Origin of the sequence: Burkholderia sp. MSMB1589WGS (assembly GCF_001636105.1) — a bacterium.
Lineage (GTDB): Bacteria > Pseudomonadota > Gammaproteobacteria > Burkholderiales > Burkholderiaceae > Burkholderia > Burkholderia humptydooensis.
In genome coordinates this window covers 1,837,157-1,859,414 of sequence record NZ_LNJT01000008.1, presented here as the reverse complement: position 1 = coordinate 1,859,414, position 22,258 = coordinate 1,837,157, and the positions used below count along the sequence as shown (strand labels likewise).

16 protein-coding genes, 1 tRNA gene and 1 pseudogene are annotated in these 22,258 nt (G+C 60.1%); 4 read left to right on the top strand and 14 right to left on the bottom strand.

What is annotated here, in order from left to right; all coding sequences use genetic code 11:
- Positions 1-223 precede the first annotated feature (223 nt).
- From WT16_RS25775 to WT16_RS25755, 9 genes and pseudogenes are all read right to left on the bottom strand, one after another.
- Entirely contained in the window at positions 224-631 is a 408-nt protein-coding gene (locus WT16_RS25775; protein WP_063534525.1) for a hypothetical protein, read from the bottom strand.
- Between the two features lie 393 nt (positions 632-1,024).
- Entirely contained in the window at positions 1,025-1,162 is a 138-nt protein-coding gene (locus tag WT16_RS33990; RefSeq protein WP_156521498.1) for a hypothetical protein, read from the bottom strand.
- A 62-nt stretch (positions 1,163-1,224) separates the two neighbouring features.
- Positions 1,225-1,398: pseudogene (locus WT16_RS35210) on the bottom strand (Arm DNA-binding domain-containing protein); the annotation flags it as partial.
- A 421-nt stretch (positions 1,399-1,819) separates the two neighbouring features.
- Positions 1,820-2,617: a hypothetical protein gene (locus WT16_RS33985; protein WP_156521497.1), complete on the bottom strand. Its 798-nt coding sequence runs from the start codon at positions 2,615-2,617 to the stop codon at positions 1,820-1,822.
- 25 nt (positions 2,618-2,642) lie between these two features.
- Positions 2,643-4,985, bottom strand: coding sequence for an AAA family ATPase (locus WT16_RS25770; RefSeq protein WP_082874998.1), 2,343 nt, complete (start codon positions 4,983-4,985; stop codon positions 2,643-2,645).
- Between the two features lie 191 nt (positions 4,986-5,176).
- Positions 5,177-5,935: a replication initiator protein A gene (locus WT16_RS33980; RefSeq protein WP_156521496.1), complete on the bottom strand. Its 759-nt coding sequence runs from the start codon at positions 5,933-5,935 to the stop codon at positions 5,177-5,179.
- A 567-nt stretch (positions 5,936-6,502) separates the two neighbouring features.
- Positions 6,503-8,989 carry a DEAD/DEAH box helicase family protein gene (locus WT16_RS25765; protein ID WP_063534523.1) on the bottom strand — a complete coding sequence of 829 codons (2,487 nt, stop codon included), beginning with the start codon at positions 8,987-8,989 and terminating at the stop codon, positions 6,503-6,505.
- Positions 8,986-10,632, bottom strand: a complete 1,647-nt coding sequence (locus tag WT16_RS25760) for a site-specific DNA-methyltransferase (RefSeq protein ID WP_063534522.1) — start codon at positions 10,630-10,632, stop codon at positions 8,986-8,988. Before WT16_RS25760 ends, WT16_RS25765 begins: the two co-directional genes overlap by 4 nt.
- 218 nt (positions 10,633-10,850) lie before the next feature.
- Positions 10,851-11,465 (bottom strand): hypothetical protein, encoded by a 615-nt coding sequence (locus WT16_RS25755; RefSeq protein ID WP_231892109.1) that lies wholly within the window; start codon positions 11,463-11,465, stop codon positions 10,851-10,853.
- 1,569 nt (positions 11,466-13,034) lie between these two features.
- Between WT16_RS25755 and WT16_RS25750 the strand changes: the two genes are divergently transcribed.
- Complete coding sequence (locus WT16_RS25750; RefSeq protein WP_063534965.1) at positions 13,035-13,454, top strand: DUF6573 family protein; 420 nt, start codon at positions 13,035-13,037, stop codon at positions 13,452-13,454.
- Positions 13,455-13,511: 57 nt separating this feature from the next.
- Complete coding sequence (locus WT16_RS33975) at positions 13,512-13,694, top strand: hypothetical protein (protein WP_156521495.1); 183 nt, start codon at positions 13,512-13,514, stop codon at positions 13,692-13,694.
- A gap of 18 nt (positions 13,695-13,712) precedes the next feature.
- Here the strand turns inward: WT16_RS33975 and WT16_RS25745 are convergent, their stop codons facing one another.
- The 5 genes from WT16_RS25745 to acs all read right to left on the bottom strand — a co-directional run bounded on the left by WT16_RS25745 (position 13,713) and on the right by acs (position 20,252).
- A complete protein-coding gene (locus WT16_RS25745) occupies positions 13,713-15,485 on the bottom strand; it encodes a DUF6538 domain-containing protein (protein WP_197486502.1) in 1,773 nt (590 codons plus the stop codon).
- A gap of 145 nt (positions 15,486-15,630) precedes the next feature.
- Positions 15,631-15,720 (bottom strand) — tRNA-Ser (locus tag WT16_RS25740).
- Positions 15,721-15,782: 62 nt separating this feature from the next.
- Entirely contained in the window at positions 15,783-17,798 is a 2,016-nt protein-coding gene (locus WT16_RS25735; protein WP_063534520.1) for a VC_2705 family sodium/solute symporter, read from the bottom strand.
- Positions 17,792-18,172 carry a DUF4212 domain-containing protein gene (locus WT16_RS25730; protein WP_015603650.1) on the bottom strand — a complete coding sequence of 127 codons (381 nt, stop codon included), beginning with the start codon at positions 18,170-18,172 and terminating at the stop codon, positions 17,792-17,794. The genes WT16_RS25735 and WT16_RS25730 overlap by 7 nt, the downstream gene beginning before the upstream one ends.
- 97 nt (positions 18,173-18,269) lie before the next feature.
- Complete coding sequence (gene acs / locus WT16_RS25725) at positions 18,270-20,252, bottom strand: acetate--CoA ligase (RefSeq protein ID WP_006028502.1); 1,983 nt, start codon at positions 20,250-20,252, stop codon at positions 18,270-18,272.
- Positions 20,253-20,541: 289 nt separating this feature from the next.
- Here acs and WT16_RS25720 point away from each other — a divergent pair, with 289 nt between their 5' ends.
- Positions 20,542-21,441: a DMT family transporter gene (locus tag WT16_RS25720; protein ID WP_006028501.1), complete on the top strand. Its 900-nt coding sequence runs from the start codon at positions 20,542-20,544 to the stop codon at positions 21,439-21,441.
- Positions 21,442-21,625: 184 nt separating this feature from the next.
- Positions 21,626-22,234, top strand: a complete 609-nt coding sequence (locus WT16_RS25715; RefSeq protein ID WP_063534519.1) for a TIGR00645 family protein — start codon at positions 21,626-21,628, stop codon at positions 22,232-22,234.
- Positions 22,235-22,258: the final 24 nt, after the last annotated feature.

The window sequence follows — 22,258 nt, the reverse complement described above, 5'->3', positions numbered from 1 at the left end:
GCGAGGCGCGAGCGCAGATCGTGTCCGAGATTTTCATCGCGGATCAGCGGGCGGGAATGCCGCTCGGGCGCCTTCCCGGGCGCAACCCGCGTCGGCCGCCTCGGTTCGAGCCACGCAGGCCTCCCACGGTCAACGGAACCGGCACATGGACCGGTTCAAGTGTCGAGCATCCAATTTGAACCGCGTCCGCTTTGGGAACCGCGTCGCATGCCGAAATAAGAAATCAGGAGTCTTCCTTGAAGATATCCTGGAGTTGCGTGCGCAGCCGTGAAAATTCTTTGGGATTTTGCGTCTTCAGTTGCAGGAGCCTGGCATTTATTTCCTCGGCGATCGACTCTGACTCTTCCTTTTTGATTTGCTCGATCTCGCCCTGTATGCGCTCGAGGCATTCCACGGACTCTTTCGCTTCCGCCGACATCGTTCCTTGATTCCTGGCGATGTCCAGCAGCACCTCGGTGATCAGCCCGAGTTGGCGCCCATACGAGGCAACCTGGAATGCTTTCCGCTCGACCCTTCCATTGCCCGCGCCTGGATCGATGGTGTCGAACAAATCAGGCTGAATCGTCTGGTCGACGGCGCCGCTCAATGGAAAATAAAAATTCGGAGCCCAAAGCCATATCCACGGATACATGTGGTTCCCCTTTTCGATAGCATTTGAATACATCTGTCTCAAGAAACTGCCGATGGAAACTTGTATTCGACACCCCGCAGGTTGTGGCGACGTCGGACGTCTCGATCCGAACGACGTTCAGATGGCGGACCGTTCACGTTTGGACATGGATACGAGATGGTCGGCCCGGCTGTTGCACGAATATTCGACTTCGCACCTTGCAGATTTCAGGGAGACGCGCCCGGTGGCGAAGAATCGTCGCGGCCCGACTTCCTTCTTCATGCGGCTCTTTTCCCATTATCGGGCACGCCGTCAATGGTATAGGGTATTTCTGCAACGCGGCGGCGGATTCAAAGCGCTTCTCATGTCTATGCACCACCTCCTATACGGAAGTGTTGCGACGATCAGTCGAATTCACCCTGTGTTCAGGAAACCGAATGTCGTGGGTTCGCCGCCTGATCTGTCGAGCGCGATCGAATTGAACGCGGCAGGCTGCAATGCGGTGCCTGCGACTTGTATGGACGCTTCCGGCTCGTCGACGACAAGACGCATGGCCCATCGTGAATCACCTATACACGGTGCGCCGCAGACGGTCAGACGGATTGGCGGAACAGGCCGAGGCCCGTCCAACGAGCCCGATTGGCGAACGAGTATCGAAAGATCCAAGACCGCGATCCGCTTTGCGAAATTGGAAGATACAGACCGCCACCGTCAGCGTGATGGCCGGGATCGACCTCACGCGCGACGCGCAGTGCATTCAAACGATGGATTTGTCTGGAAGACGCCATACCCACGATCCAACCTACATTTGACGGTCGGATTATGTGGGTTGACTAGGGACGGGGCAAACAGCTTGTTACCCACGAAATGTCCGTCTGGCGTGACATTCCGGGGAGTCCAGTGACTCGCAGAGAATCGCTGAAACACTTGACTGGCGGAGAGAGGGGGATTCGGGTTGCAAAATAAAAAGTCATTTAAAAACAATGACTTGGCGCATCGCTCAGATAGCCTTTTGTACCTGAGTATGCCCGCAATTCTGTACCACTCACGCACTCAAGGCAACACCCGCTACGCCGCCCTGGGAGCATTCTTTACCCGTTGGCGCCTGGCGTTGCCTTTCTCGACCACGACCTTTCCGGCGAGCAAGGCAGCCATGCGCCGCAGCCGCTCGGAAGGAGGCACCCGGAAAGCCGAGGCACCGGGACAAACTCACGAACCCTCACCAAATGCTTGCGTGATTACATTTATCTTTATGAAATGAATCTGCTGCTGCCCTCCGGTCACTAGCATTCCAGCCAGCGCATAGTGCATGCCATTAGCATTTTTATGCCCAACAAATACAGGCGAGCCACTAAAACCATCCAGCTCGTTTCGCCAAGATATATTTGCTAGCCTCAACCTATCATCTCCACCAGAACGTGCGAGATGTCCAGTAAATTTGGCCGCCTGTAGGAAGACGGTATTGTTATTATCCTTAAAATTCAAAAAATCCGTCTCCGTTCCCGAAGTCGGGTAGCCAATACACGAAAATAAAATCCCCCTTTCGGCCGCAATATCACCTTGCGCCAGAGGGAGCCTGACGAACTCATCCAGCCAGTCTCCTGTTGGCGGCAATTTAACTGCGCGCGACAATAGATTCTTTCTTTGCCTCTCTTTACTCAGTCGAGTTATAGGAAGAATAACTATATCAGCCAGCTCGCCAAGCTCCGGCGAAGAGCTGTCCCTAAGGGATATAATCTTCTCAAAGACGACATAATCATCTGGATTTATATTCCTTTTGTTGTGCGTGACTAACACCCTTAGACGCCCAGCCGCCTCTTCCACGGAAAGATTGTTGTGCCTTTCTAAACAATGCCTTGCGGTAATGTAATAGAGCTCTCTTCCTCGTCTCGCAAAAAATCCCGTCCCGCGTTTGTATGGATAATCCTCAAAATCTCTCTCTATAAAGAGATTCGGGGCAACACATTCGCTTGGGTACCCAGTGTGGATAAAGGATATTTTCGCCATCAAAACACCGACATCGCAGACGTCGCTATAGGTCGCAATAGATGAAGGACAACATTTCCTCCGCCAAGCTTGCCCAATCATCAGGGCTGCGAGATGACCAAGCATGGTGAGGGCCGTTGAGGGCCTCTCGGAACTGGTGAAGCCTCTTCGCCCTTTCTTGAGTAAGCGCGCCTGCTGACTCAAGTCCGGTAATTAGCTCACCTAACTGGCATTTATCGAGCCCGTTGTCAAAAATTTGCTGCCTATATCGCTCATGAATCTCAGTTTCCAGGAATACTCTCAGGTCAGAGTCTATCTCTCTATCCCGCGCACCGTCGATAAAGCTTCTAAGCTTCTTATATTTACGATGATGCTCCGTCTCAACAAAGTCGTCCTCCGCGCCATGGGATAATGCGGTCCCATTCAAATCTTTGCTCAGCTTCAGAACTGCCATGCTGCCTGATAATCTCATATCGACCAGCATGTGTCGCGCAAGCCTCGGATAATGCGTCAGAAAAATCGCTTGACAGAAACTATCCAGAGCAGATTGAATCTCCATCATGGTTATCGAAATCCTGTTATCGTCGAAGCTGGTAACAGGGTCATCGAAAACCAATATTGTCTTCTTCTTTTCATCGTCAGACATTATGGAGAGCCTCGCCCAAAATATAGACAAAGCCAAGGCGCGCCTATCCGACTCACTAAAAACACGCACCAATTGCGATGTTGGTATTTTCTTGCCCTTGAACTTAACAATAAGCGATATGACAGGTTGATGCCCTTTTGCATCGAGAGTGGTGTCGGTGCTTATAGTGAAATCTCGCGACCCAAATTTAACAAAATAATGATTAATTTTTTCAAAAAATTTCTCAAGGAAAGCAGACTGTTGCTGCGACAGTTCCTGCTGCCCCTTCTTTATTTTCTGGTCGAGCTCAGAAATCTTAGCGGATAGCGCCTTGTATTCTTCGCATGCGGCATTCATTTGGAGGCGCCTTTTCTTCAGGCCAAGCGTCCCTAACTCGACATTGTGCGAATTTATCTCCTTCTGCAATCTCTCAGTTTCTATTGACCGTTTGAATGCGGTAAATTCATCATTGATTTTCTGTGCCGTGGCATTATATCCGGCGACTGCTTTTGCAATTGCCTCCTCCGCCAACAATATTGATGCGCTATCGAGTCCCTCAATTTCCTCGTGTGGTATTTCGCGCTTCTTTTCAATGAGTGGGGCTAACTTTAGCTGAATGTCACTCCATACCTGATTAAATGCATCGGCCGATTTAGTAAGCTCGACTGCGGCCTCTTCTAGCGTGAGCGGGAGTGGCTTGAACGATTCGCCTTCGACCAATTCGGGGTACAACTGAATTGCATTAATATTGGCCTGTACTTTTGCCTCGTAAGTGACCCCATTGTATTTCTGGAATCGCTCAAATGCAGCCTTCATGCTTGCGTTCATTTCGGCGAACTTCGCCTTGAACGCCTCATTAAAGCTCTTGCGATATACATCAATGAGCCCATTGGCTTCTTCGCCGAATGGTTGCGAGCAAAATGGACAATCATTTCCTTGCACAAATTCTAGTCCGTGACGAATCCACTGCTGGGCATCAGGTCGCCCCTGCATGTGAGCCTTAATATGCAGCTCCAGCTTTCTTTTGGCTTCGTCGTCTACTGCCTGGAGTGAAAGTTTGAGCAACTCATTGACTTGACTAATCGCATCACTGGCGCCTATCACGAAACGGCAATCGACCAATTCAGGCCGTGCAGCAATCTTATTGGCGTTGACAATCTGCTTTTGCTTTTGGTCTATGGAGACGTTCAACTGAGCGATGGCCGTTTCAATTGCCACCTCTGACTCGGAAACCTGAGTGCTTATAAACGCCTGAATATTTGGGATTCCGTTAAATCCCTTTTCAATGACCTTCAACTCGCTTTTGTTTTGAGTTTGCGCCTTACTGTCAACTGCAATTTGCTCGGCCTGAATCACACCCTGCTCGCCCAAGACAAATTGGGTTAGGGCCTCTTTGTTTCGCCTATCTATGTCCTGACCTGTAAAAAGATTGCGTGAAATAAAGCCAGAATCAAATACGGCATATTTCAATCCGTAAGGTATAGCATCAATCCAGGCGTTATCTTGAAATCGCAGAGGTATCTCGGGTTGTCCGTCCTCCGACATGCTCAGCAACACTTTTTGTGCCGCTGATGCCGGAATGGTTTTCCTTTCTGTTATCGGAGTTGTATCAGGAGCCTCCAATGTCCTCAATACGTCGCATAGCGTAGACTTTCCATAGCTATTACTGCCATAGACCAAAGTCAGCTTTTTAAGCTCGACTGCGGCGGCCTTGCAGGAAATATAAGGCCCAACCCCAGATATTTCTTTGATTCTTTTTAGCATTCTTAATCCCCGTCTTTTGTTAATTCTAAGGCGCGCGTGAGACGTAGGGGTCGTCACGGCTCGCAACTTCGAACCACCTTACTAGCGACGATGCAATGGCTGAATCCAAGCCAGATGATTGTACGCGCACTATGTGTAGTGCTTGGGCCAGCTACGCCACGCCCCCGAACGGAGGCTCCTGAGTCCCCGTGTCATAGCGACTCATCCGATGGCCCATATGCCGCCCCAGGAGCATTCCTTACCCTTCGATGGCTGGCGTTGCCTTTCTCGACGACGACCTTTCCGGCGTGCGAGCCCGCCTTTACCAACTCGCATCGAGACCACCCCGTGGCCGCCTGCACTTTCGAAAGCGCATTTTCAAGGACATGCAACCATTTACTGGTCTGCATCGACTTCCGGCCCATCTGGCCCTTGAAGGTCTCATGCCATGTGGGATTTACTTTGTCATTCGACGCAAAATGTGCGTGAAGACCCCGGGCAAGCGGATCGCTCGCAAGCTCTTCACGCACCTGCCCGGGGAATGCCAGCCATCTACCGCCGTCAAGCAGCGCCGCCACGCCGTCCGCAATCGTGACGCGGTAATCGTAGGGTTTCGCATCGTCGGCAACGCGTTCAACCTTCGATAGCAGCCGAGTTCGAGCTCGCTGCTCCATCTCCTTGGTAGCGTTGTCGCGCTCTTCAAAATGGAACTCCGCTGAACATAGGCGTTGCAGCGAGTCATCTAGCAACGCGTCCGATTTGCCGCCACGACTACGGCCCAACGCTGTGAGCGCTTCACCTCGTTTAAAGAACACCGTTGCTCCGTCTTTCGGGGTGCCATAGCGATAAGCACGTGACAACAACCAGAACATCAAGTCAGCGTCGCTTTGCGACAGACGTGGTCCGTCAAGCTGCTCAACGCGATACTGCGACATAGCATCAAGCAGCAGTGGCGCAGTCTTGGTAATCATCGGGCGCTGGGCGGCTCCAGCATACTCAAGCGTACTGAAGACGGAGCTACGCACAAGGACATGCGGTGCAATTCGAGTATCTTCTTTCACGCCGTGCGGTAACTTGAGTTCCGGCCACACGGTGCCTGCGGTTCTTGACACTATCTATCTCCAGGGAAGGGAGATAAGTATAGTGCGCCATGGACTGATAGCTAACCAATCCATGGACTGACGGCTTTTGTGGGTGGACTGATGGATTCGTTGAATTTCAGATTCCCACTCTTTTATTGACAATATTTGCTTCTCGGAAGCCGGCAAGGCATTTCAATATCAGACTTCCAAATAATAATTCAGGGGCGAAGCCCCTCGGCGGCAGAGACCTGCTTATGCTGACCATCACAGGCCGCCGAGCCTCCCCTTTACCTCAGGCACGCATACATCCAACATAGACCGCTGCGCGGTCGGGCATCCAGGGATGCACGTGCTGATACGTGGATTTACGAGCGCCCGGCTCGTTGGCCGGGCGCATGACGCCTTCCTGGTTGCACTTGTCCGACACTTCATGTGATGCCGGTACATGCGGGCGCTCTACTCGTATCGCAGCCGGGAAACCTCAAACAGCCCGTCATCCACCAGGTCGCCATCGGCCAGACGGAAAAGGCGTAGCTCCTTCTTGTCCTTGGCTCCGACGCCGACCATGAACGCCCGACCATAGTGCATGTGCACGGCCCCGGCCTTTTCCTTGTCGTACTGCTGGAGCTGCGGCCCCTTGAACTCCACCAGCGCCACGCCGCCCCCCGCCTTGCGGTCCTTGACCGCCACCAGGAAGTCCGGGAAGAAGCCAACGCCACTGGACCAGCGATACAGGGCGACCGACTCCGATTGCCGCACAGGGTTACGATGCCACCACTCGACCTCTGAGGACGTGTCCAGTATCTCGGCAAAGCGAAGCTCCTCCGGCGACAAGTCTGCCGGGAAGATGCCATAGACGTTGCGTTTCGCAGGCTCCAGGCGATACTTGGACCGAAGCACAGGCGGCAGCATGAAGGTTTGAGTCAGAATCTGGCTGGCGCGGCAGCGCTTGTGTGCCTGCCGAATCAGACTCGGATTGCGTACTAGCACCAGCTCAAGCTGCTGCGTCAGCCCCTCGTCGGACTCGGGCAGGTCAAAGCCGCCCGCCTCCAGAGCGTCACGGAAGCGCTTGCGCAGCGCCTGGAGGAACAGGCGGTTGTCCACGTCGGGGTACTCGAAGGCAATCTGCCTGGCCCGCTGCGCGATGCCGATAGCTGACATCTTGGCCCAGACATCTTCGTCGTCTGGGGTGTCACCGTCTTCAAAGATGTCCACAGTCCGCTTGACCAGCTTAGTCCGGCTGCGGTCGCGGTCGGCAAGTACACCTGAGAAGTCCACGAACGACACCAACTGAGCCTCGAAGTCGTCGGGATTGGTCGGCAGAACTTCAGTGACGAACTGTGGCAGACCTTGTACCTTCAGCGGGTAGTCGTACTGCTCTTCCGCATCGAGTTCGAATGCGGCGACTAGCGCCGTCGGGCCGTCGTGCGCGCCATGGGTTAGTTCGGTCTTGGCAAGCTCAGGAAATAGGGCGGACGTGTGCTGAAACAGCGGGGTACCGTTCTGCCCTTGGCCGCCACTTGCGATTGCCGAATCTGCGCTTTCTGGCGTTACGGCGGCGGATTGCGCATGATCGGGCGGAGGAAATATCGCCGCCGTCTGGCCCGTTTTTACGACCTGTACAAACGACGAGTCCACCGTGAACGTGACGACCGTTTCGGGCGTGGTGTTTGCGGTGTGCTCCTGAAGCTTGTTAATGACAGTTGCCGCGCCCGCTAAGCCCTCTTGGGCCTCACGGTTCGCCAGGAACACATAACCGTAGTTCAAGACCTGTGGGGTACCTGGCCGGCGCTGCAAGAGGGGATGCACGCGCATGATGCGCCCCACCACCTGGATGCCGAAGTTCGCATCACGGGTGCCACGTAGGGCCGCGAGCGTGAAGGCACGCGGGGCATCAAAGCCCATGGCGACCGCCATTTTAAAAACCAACACCTCAACGGTTGGGTCTTGCGCCAAGGCCTGCAAGTTGGGGTCGGGCTCTTCGGAGACATGGACCTTGACAGCAGACTCGGGGAACTTGAGCGGGCCGGTTAGGTACTCGCGGGCCTTGTCCAGTGCCGCTCCCCCATTGGGGACTTGTACGAGCATGAGTGGCGTGAGCTTGATGCCGTTCTCGGCCAGCACGCCCTTGATGTGTCGGTGCATGGCCGCACACTCAGACATGGCTACTTCTTCGAAGTCCACCAGAGCGGCATCGTTATTGTTCCCGGTCAGGAACTGAGCCGTCTTCACCCCGAACTTGAGCAACCCGGCCTGATAGCCCTCATAACGCGTGATGCTGGCCCAGTCTGTCGAGTCGCCCACCTGGTAGCCCGTCTTGTCAGCGAAGCTGGCAACATCGGTGTCCCTGGGGGTTGCTGTCATCATCAAGGCGTAATCGGGCTCCAGGGTCTCAGCAAAGAAGCGGTAAGCCTCCTTTGCCTTGACGAAGCCATGATGTGCTTCGTCCACGACGACGCCCACACGCAGGCCCAGGGCACGGGCCTGGGCGATAAGGTCATCGACCGACAACCCGTCATCGCCCGTGGTGCGAGCAAGGCGCGACTCCTTGGTCTTGGTAGCAACCGTCTGCCACGTAATTACGAACAGCGCCCCAGATGCCAACTCATCCGGGGTGCGCTGGTGCTCGATGTTCAGAATCTTCAGTTGCGGTGCTTGACGCTGCAGGCTGGCCGCAGCCTGGTCAATCAGCGTCGCGTAAGGCGCGAACCAGAACCAGACCACGTTATCAAACGACGAAAACCGAGCCACGATTTCTGTGGCAATCAACGTCTTGCCGACACCAGTCGGAGCCTGGAGCATGACCGCTGCTGATTGCTTGCGCAGCTTGCCCAGTTCCTGCGGGTTGGTCAGGCGGTTGTAGTCGTCACGCAGATTCTGGAAGCGCGTGACGATAGCAGTGATGTGGCGCTCTTGAAACAGCAATGGGTCGATGCGGCTCATGCTTGGTCCCCTCCCAGATTGCCGAACCTGAAGCCGCGCGTCAGGTCTGTGGGCACATCTCTCAGATTATTCTCGTTGACCATGCCCACCAGCGCGGCGGGGGTCCAGGTGTACACAATTGCTTGCGGGTGCTGCGCCAGCGCATCCCGCAAAGCGGCCTTCATTTTGGCCGTGGTGGCGGGCAGGTAGATGAGTGCCTGTCCATTCCAGACCGAGACCGCAGCCAACGCTCCCAGCTCAGTCAGCGGGTGATGGTGTTTCATTTGGATGTACGACCAGACCAGGCCATCATCCAGGTGCTCTTCGAGTCTGTGGGTCGGAATGTGCTTGGCTCGCAGATATGCAAAACCGTCGCCGAGCCCTTCGACCTGTTGGCCTTTGGCCGACGTATAGCCTTCGGCGGCACGCCGCACGCGGGTAGCGCAGACATCGCTGCACAAGTTCTTGTCCGGCTCGTCGGCGGTAGCTTCGGTGCTGGACACGAGGATGAAGCGACGCTCGCCCCCGTCTTCCTTGTTTAGCTGAAGGATCGCTTGGGCGAGCGTCCCTGACCCAGCGAAGAAATCCACCACCAAATCCCCCGGCTTTGTCGCCAGGCGCAAGATGCGGTCCATCAATTGCAGGGGCTTGGGCGTCGAGAACACATCCTCGTTGCGCTCCTTCGGCAGTATCTCGTTGAGTTGCTTCTTGGCGTCTTGCGTGTGGCCGACCGCATCGTAGGTCCACAGCGTTTGGGGCACCACACCTTGCTTGACCTCAGAGAGGAAGCGCTTCAGACGCGGCGTATTGTTGCCATCCTTGCCCCACCAGATGCGGTTGTCTGCGTCCAGCTCCGAGAACTTCGCTTTGGAGACTCGCCAATACGACCCGGCAGGCGGTCCATCAATGACGCGCCCGGAGGGGCATTCGATTGGGTACCGGCCCTCGCCGTAGAAGTTCCGCGCAGCCAAGTCCCCCGATGTCCAGGGGCCTCGCGGGTCATTGTCTGGGTTCTTGTACGCCTTATCCTGTGCTGCTGAGCGTGGCAGCGGATTGGGCCGCCAGATGTCCCGGTTGGCCGCATAGACAAGGATGTACTCGTGGTCATCCGAGAAGTGAACGGCGGTGTTCTTGGGTGAAAAGACCTTCTGCCAAATGGCGTTCGCAATGAAGTTATGCTCGCCAAACACCTTGTTCATCAGCAGACCAAGGTTGAACAGCTCATTGTCGTCGATGGACACGAAGATGACACCATCTTCGGCCAGCAGGTCTTTTGCGAGCCGCAACCGCTGGTACATGAATTCCAGCCACGTCGAGTGCCGATAGCGGTTCGTCGGGTCGACGTAGCTATCGTTGTAGACGAAGTCTTTGCGCCCTGTGTTGTACGGCGGGTCGATGTAGATGAGCTTGACCTCACCGGCGTGCGTGCTGACCAGGTGCCGCAAGGCGTCGTAGTTGTCGCCTTCGATGATGAGATTACGCCATGGGGCGGGGCCGCACGACAGGGCCCGATCAAGCTCCAAGCCAACAAAATCTCTGTTCAGGGCCTTGTCGTGCTCAATCCCGCGCCTTTCCCACACCAGGCCGTAGGGCATTTGGCTGTCGCGCCGCTGCAGCATCTCAATGAGCGCTTCGCGGCTCAGGTGTTCGTATTCTGTTGCCATCCCGGCGTCTTTCCTTTCCTACTCTTATCGGTCGCTATTGTCCGTGACGAAACCTATGAAAACCGCCCCCGGCCGAAGTGACTCAGCCGGGGGCGGGAACCTATACGAGCGGTAGCCGGTGATGCATTCCGCAAGGTCAAGACCAGGATTTGTAGCCTCAACGAGATGGTTTTCGTGCAGCGTGGTACCGGCCCAAGCCACGCTCCATAGCCTTTCTATTAAGGGAACAGTGTATCCTCAAAACGGTATAGCTCCGATTGGAAGCATGACAGCACATCGACCTGCTGTCGAGTCCACCCCATACCCTCCAAATCCAGGCGCAGCTTGGCTTCGAAGGCAGAAGTGCAGATGAAAATCAAGCGTCCCCACGATTGCCCCGGCCCCAAAAGCTGGGGTCCGTCGCGGCGGGTACTGTCGCGCAGCACCTTGCCCAACCAGACCAAAAGCGCCTTGTAGTCCTTGGCATTTTTGCGGGACCGCTCGACTTCGACCCACCAGACGCGATTGCCGCCACGCAGGAGCGCATCTGGCCGCTTGCCAGCGATGCCCGCCTCGCCGCCGAGCCAGAGCCCCTGGGCAATCTCTCTATCTGTACTGACCCGAAAGCCTTGCACCATACCGGAGATGGCGACCTGGTTTGCGATGCAGCGGTGCCGGTAATACGCGGTACTGAAACCGCGGACCAGGTCTTTGCCGCTAATAGCCGTCACGCCGGCATCTTTCAACGCTCGCGCACCGCCTTCCGACAGGGCGTAGATGCGACTGCCGTCTGGCCCTTGCCCGGCGATGACAAGCCGCGCTTCCAGAAGGCGGCGCATCGTGCGTTGCGCCATCCGCAATGCCGATGCAGTAGGCAACGTTGGCCCCAGGCCAGGCGCGCCGCTTGACCTGAAGGCCCACCGCTGCCAGCACAGAGCGGCCAAGTCGCGCGTGCGCAACCAGCCGAATCTATGCAATGCACGGAGGACTCGTGCCTCGTTCTCGCGGGCAATTTGGCGCCCATCCTTCTTACTCATCATGACCCTCCCAGAGTCGTTGTCATGATTCGTATAGGGTGGCCGCCTGTTCATCCCCGTGTGCGACGGGAGACGAACACGGAGAACGAACAGCCGCGAAGCGGCTGGAGCACACCGCACCCTCTTACCTGGCTGGACGCCAGGCCGGGTGCTTGTCCCGGCTGGATGCCGGGACATCTGCCTTGAAACACCGGCGCCCCCACGCCTTCCGTGACCCGCTTCCAGCGGGCCACTCCACGCGCGGGCAAGCAGCTCACCCGGCCCGCTGAACGCGCTTGGGTGACCCGCTTGCCCGCGCCTGCGGCTTGGGGGGCGCGGGGCTACGCCCCCCACACAGAACCGCCGACGCTGGGGGTCGGCTATCGCTGCGGCGACGCTCTGCGAGCTGCCGGCGATTTCTGCGCGGCTCCCCCCGGCGTCGCGCTGACGGTGTGGGCACCGTGCAGCTCGCCGGGCTACGGCTGGACGCCTTGCCCCGCCGCGTTGCTTCGCAACCAGGCGGCCCCCCAGCTCCGCTCCCGGCCCTTGCCGGGCGGCTGCGCGCCTGTGGCTTGCCAGAACGGCCACCGACAGGCAGCTCGCAGCCGACTGCTTGTGCTTGGTCATTTCCGTGACGCCATCACGGAAACAAGGTGGGGTTCTCGTGGCGATCGCCACGAGAACCCACGACAGCCTGGCGGCAAATCAGGAGACGAACGAACGCGACAGGTTGTCACGGTCATTTCATGATGGCGTCGCGCAGTCACGGATAGTTTTCGTGACGACACGTCACATCAACGCTTTGATGCACTGTGACGCTGCCTATACTCTGGATGCGAGACAAACACGACCCCTTCACGTTGGACCTGTTTGTTGGGGATGCAGCTCCACAACCGTCCAACGTGTCCATGCCCAAGATTGGCCGTCCACGAAAACCCGACGCGCTCAGCGATGCCGAGCGCGCCCGACGCTATCGCGCCCGAAAAAGGGCTCGTTACGCCGAGCTGAAGGACGACAGCAGGCCGCTTAGCTCGAAAGTCATCGACTTGTCTGCGCTCGCGGCCTGGAAGCGCAAATAAGGCGGCTATCGCCGCCACCGAGCTCTCGCCAGCGCGACGGCATTACTGCCGCCGTTCTTCTGAGTTCGTCGCTATTCCTGCGATGCAACCGCAATCCACCCCGACTGCACACGACCTGCGGTCACTTCGTGCGCCTCTGCACCCGGTCCCCCGCTGGGGGCTGCGGCTTTGACTGCGCTTGTTCCGTCCGTTTGGCTGGCGGTCTCTTACCGCAGGCGACGAACTCAGAAGAACGGCGGCAGAAATGCCAGCGAGCACCATGCGACATCCCGGGCAAGCATGGATTCAGGCTCGGAATCTTGAAGCCCGGCAGCAGTTGGAGGACACGATGCAAGAATCATCCTTGGACATTGAGCAAATTTTGGGCGAAGTCATCTACCGATACACACGCTCGCAGGCGCTTGCGGATGGTGTTCTAGTGGACATCACGGAAACCGCGCGACAAGCCGGATTCCGGGTGCCTGTTGCCATGACCGCGGCAGCGTGGAGTAAGGCCATTGCCTGGTCCGATGCCGATTCAGCGCGCCAGACGCACCAAGACGAGAGGGGGCGGCTTTGGGATGTAGTGTGGATGGGGTATATGGCGGCACGTCGGGTCAGCGCTGGTTGCCGGGTGCCATTTCAGCTTTACGTCGTGCCGCGCGGAGGGGCGGCGATACGCCCCAAGCTGATGACTTTGCACATGGTCATTGGCCCTGGTGATGAAGGCGAACCGGTCATCACCATCATGAACCCGAACGAAGACTGAACCCTGCAGCCCGCCCGATCGGGGCGGGCTGATGAAGCCAACTAAGGAGCTGACACTATGAGCAACGCACCGGATGACATCGGCCCGGACATCAACCCCGCGACCGGCCTGCCGCTGATTGACGACACCTACATCGACGTAGGCGGCAACCCATACGGCACCGATTCACACACGTGGCAGCCATCGTATAACCCAGGCCCCAGCTACGCGCCGCTACCGCCGACCTTCGACCCCTGGTGAAGAGGCGCCAGTGCGCCTCTAACGAGAGCGTGAGGCTACCGGTGCCGGAACCGGCACTGGTAGTTCTACGCCGTAATCCAGCTTCGCCAGACGCGCAGACATGTCAGCCAAGGTGAGCAACACCGTTTCGTCCTCGTAACCGTCCGCGACCTGGTTGTCCGACGACTCTTTATGGCCGCTGATGCAGCGCAGATTGACGCCAATTTTCCTGCCGTATGTCAGCAGCGTGTGCCGGAACGTGTGAGAGCCGCGTACCGCGTTTCCCTGCTCGTTAGCGACGCCGTGTAGGCCGATGGTTCGCATGTAGTTCGCCACAAACTTTCCAGGCGCTGCGCCAGCATCACCGCTCGTCGGCGTCCACTGCGGAAATAGCCGCCGTGCTCCGCCACGCTTCGTTTGTTCGAGGTAGTCCGGTAGACCGAGCCGAACCAGTTCAGCATGCATCGGAATCGTACGCGGTTTGCCGGTCTTCACCGACTTGATGACGTCCGGGTCTGGGCTTTCGCCGGGCTCATTGGTCAACCGCAGCCACCAGATTCCGTCCTTGCTCCCCCAATCGCTCTGAGGGTTAATCTGGCAGATTTCTCGAACACGGGCGCCCGTGTACAGCTCTATCGCCAACAGCCAAAACTTATGCACCTGGGCAGGGCTGCCTACAATTTTCTTCATCCGGTCATTGAAGAAAATCAGGCTAATCTCGTCAGGCCGCAGCGCGCGCTGCTTGCGTTCGGTCGTCGTGCGTGACCCAAGATACGGAATATTCGTTGTCAGAGTTGTTGGGAACCCGACATCTTGCCAATCAGCAACGGCGCAGTCGATAAACGTGCGCAGTGACGCGAGATATGAGCCTTCATAGGTCTTCAGCGACAGCGTTTCGCTCCACTCCTTGCTCGCCAAATCTCGGATGTTCTGACCGCTTTTCCGGCGTAGATCAGACCAGCGAGGCGGGAGTTTCTGGACGGTAAGCAGGAAGTCTTTGACATGCGACTGACGCAGCTCGGTGATGGGCATGTCTCCCACCACTTCGAGGAAGGCGGGGAGAATGAATCGGTGCTTCTCGTTCATTGCCCGTTGAGCAGGCGGGAGATGTTCAAGGAACTCTTTGATTGCCGCAGATAGCATCATCACGTTCGCAACGCCGACGACCGCCCCAGATTCCCCTACCGGCCTTTTTAGCGGAGCGGCCGGGGTGGCAACCGGCCGGTCTTCGCCGTTATCGCGAGCCTGTACAACGCCAATGCCCGCCAGGTGCGCACGCACGAAAGCAAGCAGAAGCCTTCCTTCGTCCACGGTACCAATGAGCTCATCTGCGAGCCGGTATCCGTTCAGGTACAGCGTCTGATGCGTAACTTGCTGGAATGCACTGCAATCGCCCGTAGCCAGGGCTCGCCTCAACAGCCTCTCGGACTCGGAGTGGGCTTCCCGTGCCTCGCCCATTTCGAGCCCAGCTTGTTGGCCCACGGCGGCAGCCTCACGCCGCTGAATGTCTGCGATTTCGGTTGTGGCGAATACCGTTGAGAAGAACCGCTGCGCAACATCTGGGGTGACTTCGTTGAGGACTTCAAGGTCGTCCCATACATGGAAGCCATTCTTGCTGAGCCGCTGCAACCCGTTGCGGGCCGAAGCAATCCGTTCCGTTGACTCGTGCGCCAGGCGGTCGCGTTCGCGGCAAGCCGTTCGGTAGTCCCCGCTGAGCTTTTCCTTGAACTCTCGTCTACCGATGATGTGCCGCACGTCTTCAGGCACGCCGCGACGAAAGAGATACCCGGTACCGGTCCGGGTCTTGAACATGAATTGAGGCATACGGTCGCGTGGCCGTACCCCCTTGCTGCCTGTTGCCTTGTACCTGCTTTTGTACCTTCGTTTGTACCATACGAAAAACAAAACCCCTTGAGACACCGGCGTATTCTGGCGATTCAAGGGGTTAGAGGCAACTTGGCGGAGAGAGGGGGATTCGAACCCCCGATAGGCTTTCACCTATACACGCTTTCCAGGCGTGCGACTTAAACCACTCATCCATCTCTCCGGGAAGACAGCAAGTATAGCAAACTCCGGAACCAAGCCGCCAGTCCCAGCGAAAACCGCCCGTCACGGATGCCGGATATAGTCGACGAGCGCGTTCGTATACGCATCCGGCCGCCGATCCAGCAGGCTCACGACGATCGCCATCGCAAACCCGGCCGGCACGCCGAACACGCCGGAGCTGATCGGCTCGATGCCGAGCCAGTTCGGCCCCGCGAAGCCCGTGATCTGCGTGAAGAACGGATACGTCGACACGATGTAGTACACGCACACGCCAAGCCCCGTCACCATCCCGGCCACCGCGCCACGCGTCGTCGTGCGCTTCCAGAACACGCCAAGCACGAGCACCGGAAAGAAGCTCGACGCGGCGAGCGAGAACGCCGCCCCGACCAGGAACAAAATCTTTCCCGTATTCAGCGACGCGACATACGACGCAAACAGCGCAACGCCAAGCAGCAGCACCTTCGAGATCGTCACGCGCCGCTGGCTCGACGCGTCGGGCGCGACCATGTGGTAGTAGACGTCGTGCGACAGCGCATTCGCGATCGTCAATAACAGTCCGTCCGCCGTCGACAGCGCCGCGGCAAGCGCGCCCGCCGCGATCAGCCCCGACACGACATACGGCAGTCCCGCGATCTCTGGCGCCGCAAGCACGACGATGTCGGGCTGCATCTGGATCTCCGACCAATGGATCATGCCGTCGCGCAACTGATCGGCGACGCTGATGAGCCCCGGCTCGAATCGGTGCCATTGCGTAATCCATGCAGGCAGATCGGCGAACGGCCGCCCCACCAGATTCGTCAGGATCTCGTGCTTGATCAGCACCGCGAGCACCGGCACCGTCAAATAGAACAGCGCGATGAAAAACAGCGTCCAGCCGACCGAGCGCCGCGCGGACGCCACCGACGTCGTCGTGTTGTAGCGCGTCAGAATGTGCGGCAGGCTCGCCGTGCCGAGCGACAGGCACAGCAGCAGCGCCAGGAAGTTTCGTTCGCGCGGGCGGCGGTCGTCGTCGCTCGCGGCCGGAAACGGCTCGTGCATCGGCACCGGGTCCGCCGCGCGCGCGAGCAGATCGTCGCGCGCCTGCTCCCACACGACCCGCGCCGCCGCCGGATCGCGCGGAAACTCGGCGAGCTCGCGCTCGCGCAGGTTGATCTCGCGCAGCGGCCCGTTGTGCCGGCGCAGCGCGGCAACGTCTTCCACGAGCCGCGCGCGCGCATCTTCGTAAGACGCCGGCAGCCGATCGAGCTGCGCCTGGATCTCGGCCGCCTGCCTGCGATACGCGTCGCGCACCTGCCGTTCCTGCGGCGCGTCGCGTATCTCCGTCTCGAGCGTTTCGACACGCGACATCAGATGGCCGTAATTGAATTGCGGCACGGGCCCGAGGCCGTTCTTCATCGCGATCAGCGAAACGGGCAGCAGGAACGCGATGATCAGGATGATGTACTGCGCGACCTGCGTCCACGTGACCGCGCGCATCCCGCCGAGGAACGAGCAGACAAGTATCCCCGCGAGGCCGCAGAAGATGCCGATCGAGAAATCGACGCCGATGAAGCGCGTCGCGATGAGGCCGATGCCCTGTATCTGCGCGACCAGGTAGACGAACGAGCACAGGATCGCGGCAATCGCCGCGAGCGCCCTGACGAGCGTGCTCGAAAAGCGCGTGCCCAGGAAATCGGGAATCGTGTAGCGCGCGAGCTTGCGCACATACGGCGCGAGCAGGAACGCGACGAGGCAGAAGCCGCCCGTCCAGCCCATCAGGTACGCGAGCGCGTCGTAGCCGGTCGCGTACAGCGAGCCCGCGAGACCGATGAACGAGGCAGCGGACAGCCAGTCGGCGGCGGTCGCCATGCCGTTGAACGCGGACGGCACGCGCCGCCCGGCCACGTAGTATTCGACGAGATCCGAGGTCCGCGACAGCAGCCCGATCACCGCGTAGACCGCGATCGGCACGAACAGGAACACATAGCCGATCCACACGCCCGGCCCGGTCGCGCGCTCGATCCGCCACAGCAGCAGCACGAACGCGGCGAAGCCGATCGTGTACAGCGCATACGCGCGAACCAGCCGATTCGTCAGCATGCGTCGGCATCCGTCGAAATGGCTTCGTTGCGCTTCGCTTCGTCCGCATACGCGTCGTAGTCGCGCCGCAGAATCCGGTCGGCGCGCTGCATCAGCACGATGTAGACGCCGATCAGCGCGAGATAGACGAGAATCGCGCCCTGCGCGCCGACGTAGAACGGCAGGCTGAAGCCGGCGAAGCGCAGATGCGCGAGCGCCGGCGCGAACAGCGGCACGACGAACGACACGGCGAAGCCGATCGTCATCAGCACGGCGATCAGCGCGACGTTGAAACGCCAGTAGCGCGCATGCGCGCGCGCGAGCGGCACCGGCACGAACGGCGGTTCGGCGGGATGCGACGGCGTGGGCGAAGAGGTACCGGAAGAAGCGGCCATGCGCTTGTGTAACAAAAAGCCCCTGCGCAGGCAATCGGGATTGCCGCGCAGGGGCTCGGGCGGCGCGCATTCGGCAGCGCGCCGCGCGCCGTCACGCTCAGCGCACTTCGGCGAGCTGTTCGAGGATCGCGGGGTTCTCGAGCGTCGACGTGTCCTGCGTGATCGCCTCGCCCTTCGCGAGCGAGCGCAGCAGGCGCCGCATGATCTTGCCCGAACGCGTCTTCGGCAGGTTGTCGCCGAAGCGGATGTCCTTCGGCTTCGCGATCGGCCCGATCTCCTTGCCGACCCAGTCGCGCAGCGCCTTCGCGAGCGCCGCCGCCTCTTCGCCTTCCGGCCGCGTGCGCTTCAACACGACGAACGCGACGACCGCCTCGCCCGTCGTGTCGTCCGGCCGGCCGACCACGGCCGCCTCCGCGACGAGTTCGTGCGACACGAGCGCCGATTCGATCTCCATCGTGCCGAGCCGGTGTCCGGACACGTTCAGCACGTCGTCGATGCGGCCCATGATCGTGAAGTAGCCGGTTTCCTTGTCGCGCACGGTGCCGTCGCCCGCCAGATAGAGGCGGCCGCCGAGCTCTTCCGGGTAATAGCTCTTCTTGAAGCGGTCCGGGTCGCCCCAGATCGTGCGCGCCATCGCCGGCCACGGACGCTTGACGACGAGAATGCCGCCCTGCCCGTTCGGCACGTCCTGGCCCGTCTCGTCGACGACGGCGGCCATGATGCCCGGCAGCGGCAGCGTGCACGAGCCCGGCACGGTCGGCGTCGCGCCGGGCAGCGGCGTGATCATGTGGCCGCCCGTCTCGGTCTGCCACCACGTGTCGACGATCGGGCAGCGCCCGCCGCCGACGTGCTTGTGATACCACATCCACGCTTCCGGATTGATCGGCTCGCCGACCGTGCCGATGATCCGCAGGCTCGACAGATCGTAGCTCTTCGGGTGCACGTGGTCGTCGGCCTCGGCCGCCTTGATCAGCGAGCGGATCGCGGTCGGCGCGGTGTAGAACACGGATACCTTGTGGTCGCCGATCATCTTCCAGAAGCGGCCCGCGTTCGGATAGGTCGGCACGCCCTCGAACACGACCTGCGTCGCGCCGACGGCGAGCGGCCCGTACGTGATGTACGAGTGGCCCGTGACCCAGCCGATGTCGGCCGTGCACCAGAACACGTCGGTCGGCTTCCAGTCGAACGTCCACTTCATCGTCTGCGCGCCCCACAGCAGATAGCCCGCCGTGCTGTGCTGGACGCCCTTCGGCTTGCCGGTCGAGCCGGACGTGTACAGGATGAAGAGCGGATGCTCGGCGCCGACCCACTCGGGCTCGCACGCGTCGGACTCGTTCGCGACGATCTCGTGCATCCAGACGTCGCGGCCCGCGTGCCAGCCGACGTTGCCGCCCGTGCGGCGATAGACGACGACGGTCTTCACCGCGTCGCAGCCGCCCATCGCGAGCGCCTCGTCGGCGATGTTCTTGAGCGGCAGCGCCTTGCCGCCGCGCATCTGCTCGTCGGCCGTGATGAGCGCGGTCGCGCCGACGTCGACAATGCGCTCGTGCAGCGACTTCGACGAGAAGCCGCCGAACACGACCGAGTGCGTCGCGCCGATCCGCGCGCACGCCTGCATCGCGACGATGCCTTCGACCGACATCGGAATGTAGATGACAACGCGGTCGCCGCGGCCGACGCCGCGCCTCTTCAGCGCGTTCGCGAAACGCGACACGCGCGCGAGCAGATCGGCGTAGGTGACGCGCGTGACGGTGCCGTCGTCGGCCTCGAAGATCACCGCGACGCGCTCGCCAAGGCCAGCGGCGACGTGGCGGTCGAGGCAGTTGTACGACGCGTTCAGCTCGCCGTCCTCGAACCACGTGTAGAACGGCGCGTTCGTCTCGTCGAGCACCTTGCCGAACGGCTTGTGCCATTCGAGCGTCTCGCGCGCGAGACGCGCCCAGAATCCTTCGTAATCGCGCTCAGCCTCTTCGGCGAGCGCCCGATAAGCCGCCATGCCGGAAATGGCTGCCGCCTTCTCCACGGCGGCGGGCGGCGCGAACTGGCGGCGTTCGTGCAGAACCGATTCAATCGCAGACATCGACTACCCCTTGGTGAACATGGAACCCACTACGTGCCGGCGCGATCGGGCGCGCCGTGTCTGATTGGCGCGCGACGCGCCTGTCTCCCACCCTGCGCGCCGCATGCGGCTCACGTGACGCGCGATGCTGCACCGCACCACGCCGGACGGCCGCGGCAAAACGATGCAGACGTTTCACGATAAGCGCCGGAACTTACCCGTCACTTACGCGGCGAGCGGCCCGACGCGGCTTTACGCTGGCTTTCGTGCGACCCTACAATGCTAACCAACTCGTCGCCCGGATTCCAGCTTGAATCGCTACGCCTTCTTTCTCATCGCGTCGATGTTGCTCGTCGGCAGCAACGTCGGCATCGGCAAATCGATCGTCGCCTTCGTTCCCGTCACCCTCCTCGCCACGCTGCGCTTCGTCATCGCGAACGCGGTGCTCTGGCCGCTCTTCAGCCCCGTCAAGATGCGCACCGTCAAGCGCGGCGAATGGCTGAACCTGTTCCTGCAGGCGTTCTTCGGCACGTTCATGTTCACGCTGCTGATGCTCAACGGCGTGCAGCGCACGAGCGCCGTCGCGGCGGGCGTCATCACAAGCACGATCCCGGCCGTCGTCGCGCTGTTCGCATGGATCTTCCTGAGCGAGAAACCGAACAGGCGTGCGCTCGTGTCGATCGCGCTCGCGATCGCCGGCGTCGTGACGATCAATGTCGCGAACGGCACCGCGAGCGAAGGCGGCGCGCACGCGGGCTCGCTCGCCGGCAATCTGCTGATGCTCGGCGCGGTCTGCTGCGAGTCGATCTACGTGATCCTGTCGCGGCGCCTCACGCAGACGCTCGCGCCGATCGACATCTGCGCGTACACCCACCTGTTCGGCCTGCTGCTGATGCTGCCGCTCGGCGCGGGCGCGCTCTGGCATTTCGACTACGCGAGCGTGCCGGCGGGCGTCTGGACGCTCGTCGTCTGGTACGGCCTGTCCGCGAGCATCTTCTCGTTCTGGCTGTGGATGAAGGGCATCCGTCACGTGCCGGGCAGCCTCGCCGGCGTGTTCAGCGCGGTGCTGCCGATCTCGGCCGCGATCTACGGCATCCTGTTCCTCGGCGAACGGCCGACGCTCGCGCACGGCATCGCGCTCGCGTGCGTCGTGACGGGCATCGTGCTCGCGAGCCTGCGCGTGCGGCGCTCGCCGCCCGTCTCACCCTGAACTCGCCCTGAACGCACGCCGCCCGCGCCCGCGGCGCACGGTCGGCCTCGCGCCCAGCCGGCACCGCCGGCCTCGATGCGCGGCCTCGATGCCGCGCCGCTGCCAGCGGCCCGACCGACGCGTTACAATAACGCGCTTTTTTTCAAAAACGCTCCATATCCCCGCATCCCCGCTTCGCCCGACCATGTCCGCCGCCCCGACCGATCTGCGCGCCGCCCGCCCGGCCCGCCGCAAGATGCGCCCGCTGCCCGCCGTCATCTTCATGAGCCGCTGGCTGCAAGTCCCCCTTTATCTGGGCCTGATCGTCGCGCAGGCGATCTACGTGTTCCTGTTCCTGAAGGAAGTCTGGCATCTGCTGTCGCACGCGGCGAGCCTCGACGAAACGAACGTCATGCTCGCCGTGCTCGGCCTCATCGATGTGGTGATGATCTCGAACCTGCTCATCATGGTGATCGTCGGCGGCTATGAAACGTTCGTGTCGCGCCTGGGCGTCGAGGGCCATCCGGACGAGCCGGAATGGCTCGACCACGTGAACGCGGGCGTGCTGAAGGTGAAGCTGTCGATGGCGCTCATCAGCATCTCGTCGATCCACCTGCTGAAGACGTTCATCAATCCGGACCAGCACACGGTGCACGCGATCATGTGGCAGGTGCTGATCCACGTCGCGTTCCTCGTGTCGGCGATCGTGATGGCGTGGGTCGACCGCCTGACGACACACACGCACCCCGAGCATTTCCACGAAGCGCCGACGCACCCGTCGGCGCCGCGCGAGCCGGCGCAACAGTCGGCCTGAGTCGATTCCCATACCCACAGTCCT

Excerpts from the sequence above, each read along its gene's own strand:
- WT16_RS25750 (WP_063534965.1), top strand. The coding sequence starts at position 13,035 with ATGCAAGAATCATCCTTGGACATTGAGCAAATTTTGGGCGAAGTCATC.
- WT16_RS25775 (WP_063534525.1), bottom strand. The coding sequence starts at position 631 with ATGTATCCGTGGATATGGCTTTGGGCTCCGAATTTTTATTTTCCATTG.
- acs (WP_006028502.1), bottom strand. The coding sequence starts at position 20,252 with ATGTCTGCGATTGAATCGGTTCTGCACGAACGCCGCCAGTTCGCGCCG.
- WT16_RS25730 (WP_015603650.1), bottom strand. The coding sequence starts at position 18,172 with ATGGCCGCTTCTTCCGGTACCTCTTCGCCCACGCCGTCGCATCCCGCC.
- WT16_RS25715 (WP_063534519.1), top strand. The coding sequence starts at position 21,626 with ATGTCCGCCGCCCCGACCGATCTGCGCGCCGCCCGCCCGGCCCGCCGC.
- WT16_RS25735 (WP_063534520.1), bottom strand. The coding sequence starts at position 17,798 with ATGCTGACGAATCGGCTGGTTCGCGCGTATGCGCTGTACACGATCGGC.
- WT16_RS25760 (WP_063534522.1), bottom strand. The coding sequence starts at position 10,632 with ATGGCAACAGAATACGAACACCTGAGCCGCGAAGCGCTCATTGAGATG.
- WT16_RS25755 (WP_231892109.1), bottom strand. The coding sequence starts at position 11,465 with ATGGCGCAACGCACGATGCGCCGCCTTCTGGAAGCGCGGCTTGTCATC.
- WT16_RS33975 (WP_156521495.1), top strand. The coding sequence starts at position 13,512 with ATGAGCAACGCACCGGATGACATCGGCCCGGACATCAACCCCGCGACC.
- WT16_RS25765 (WP_063534523.1), bottom strand. The coding sequence starts at position 8,989 with ATGAGCCGCATCGACCCATTGCTGTTTCAAGAGCGCCACATCACTGCT.
- WT16_RS33980 (WP_156521496.1), bottom strand. The coding sequence starts at position 5,935 with ATGATTACCAAGACTGCGCCACTGCTGCTTGATGCTATGTCGCAGTAT.
- WT16_RS33990 (WP_156521498.1), bottom strand. The coding sequence starts at position 1,162 with ATGCGTCTTGTCGTCGACGAGCCGGAAGCGTCCATACAAGTCGCAGGC.
- WT16_RS33985 (WP_156521497.1), bottom strand. The coding sequence starts at position 2,617 with ATGGCGAAAATATCCTTTATCCACACTGGGTACCCAAGCGAATGTGTT.
- WT16_RS25770 (WP_082874998.1), bottom strand. The coding sequence starts at position 4,985 with ATGCTAAAAAGAATCAAAGAAATATCTGGGGTTGGGCCTTATATTTCC.
- WT16_RS25745 (WP_197486502.1), bottom strand. The coding sequence starts at position 15,485 with ATGTTCAAGACCCGGACCGGTACCGGGTATCTCTTTCGTCGCGGCGTG.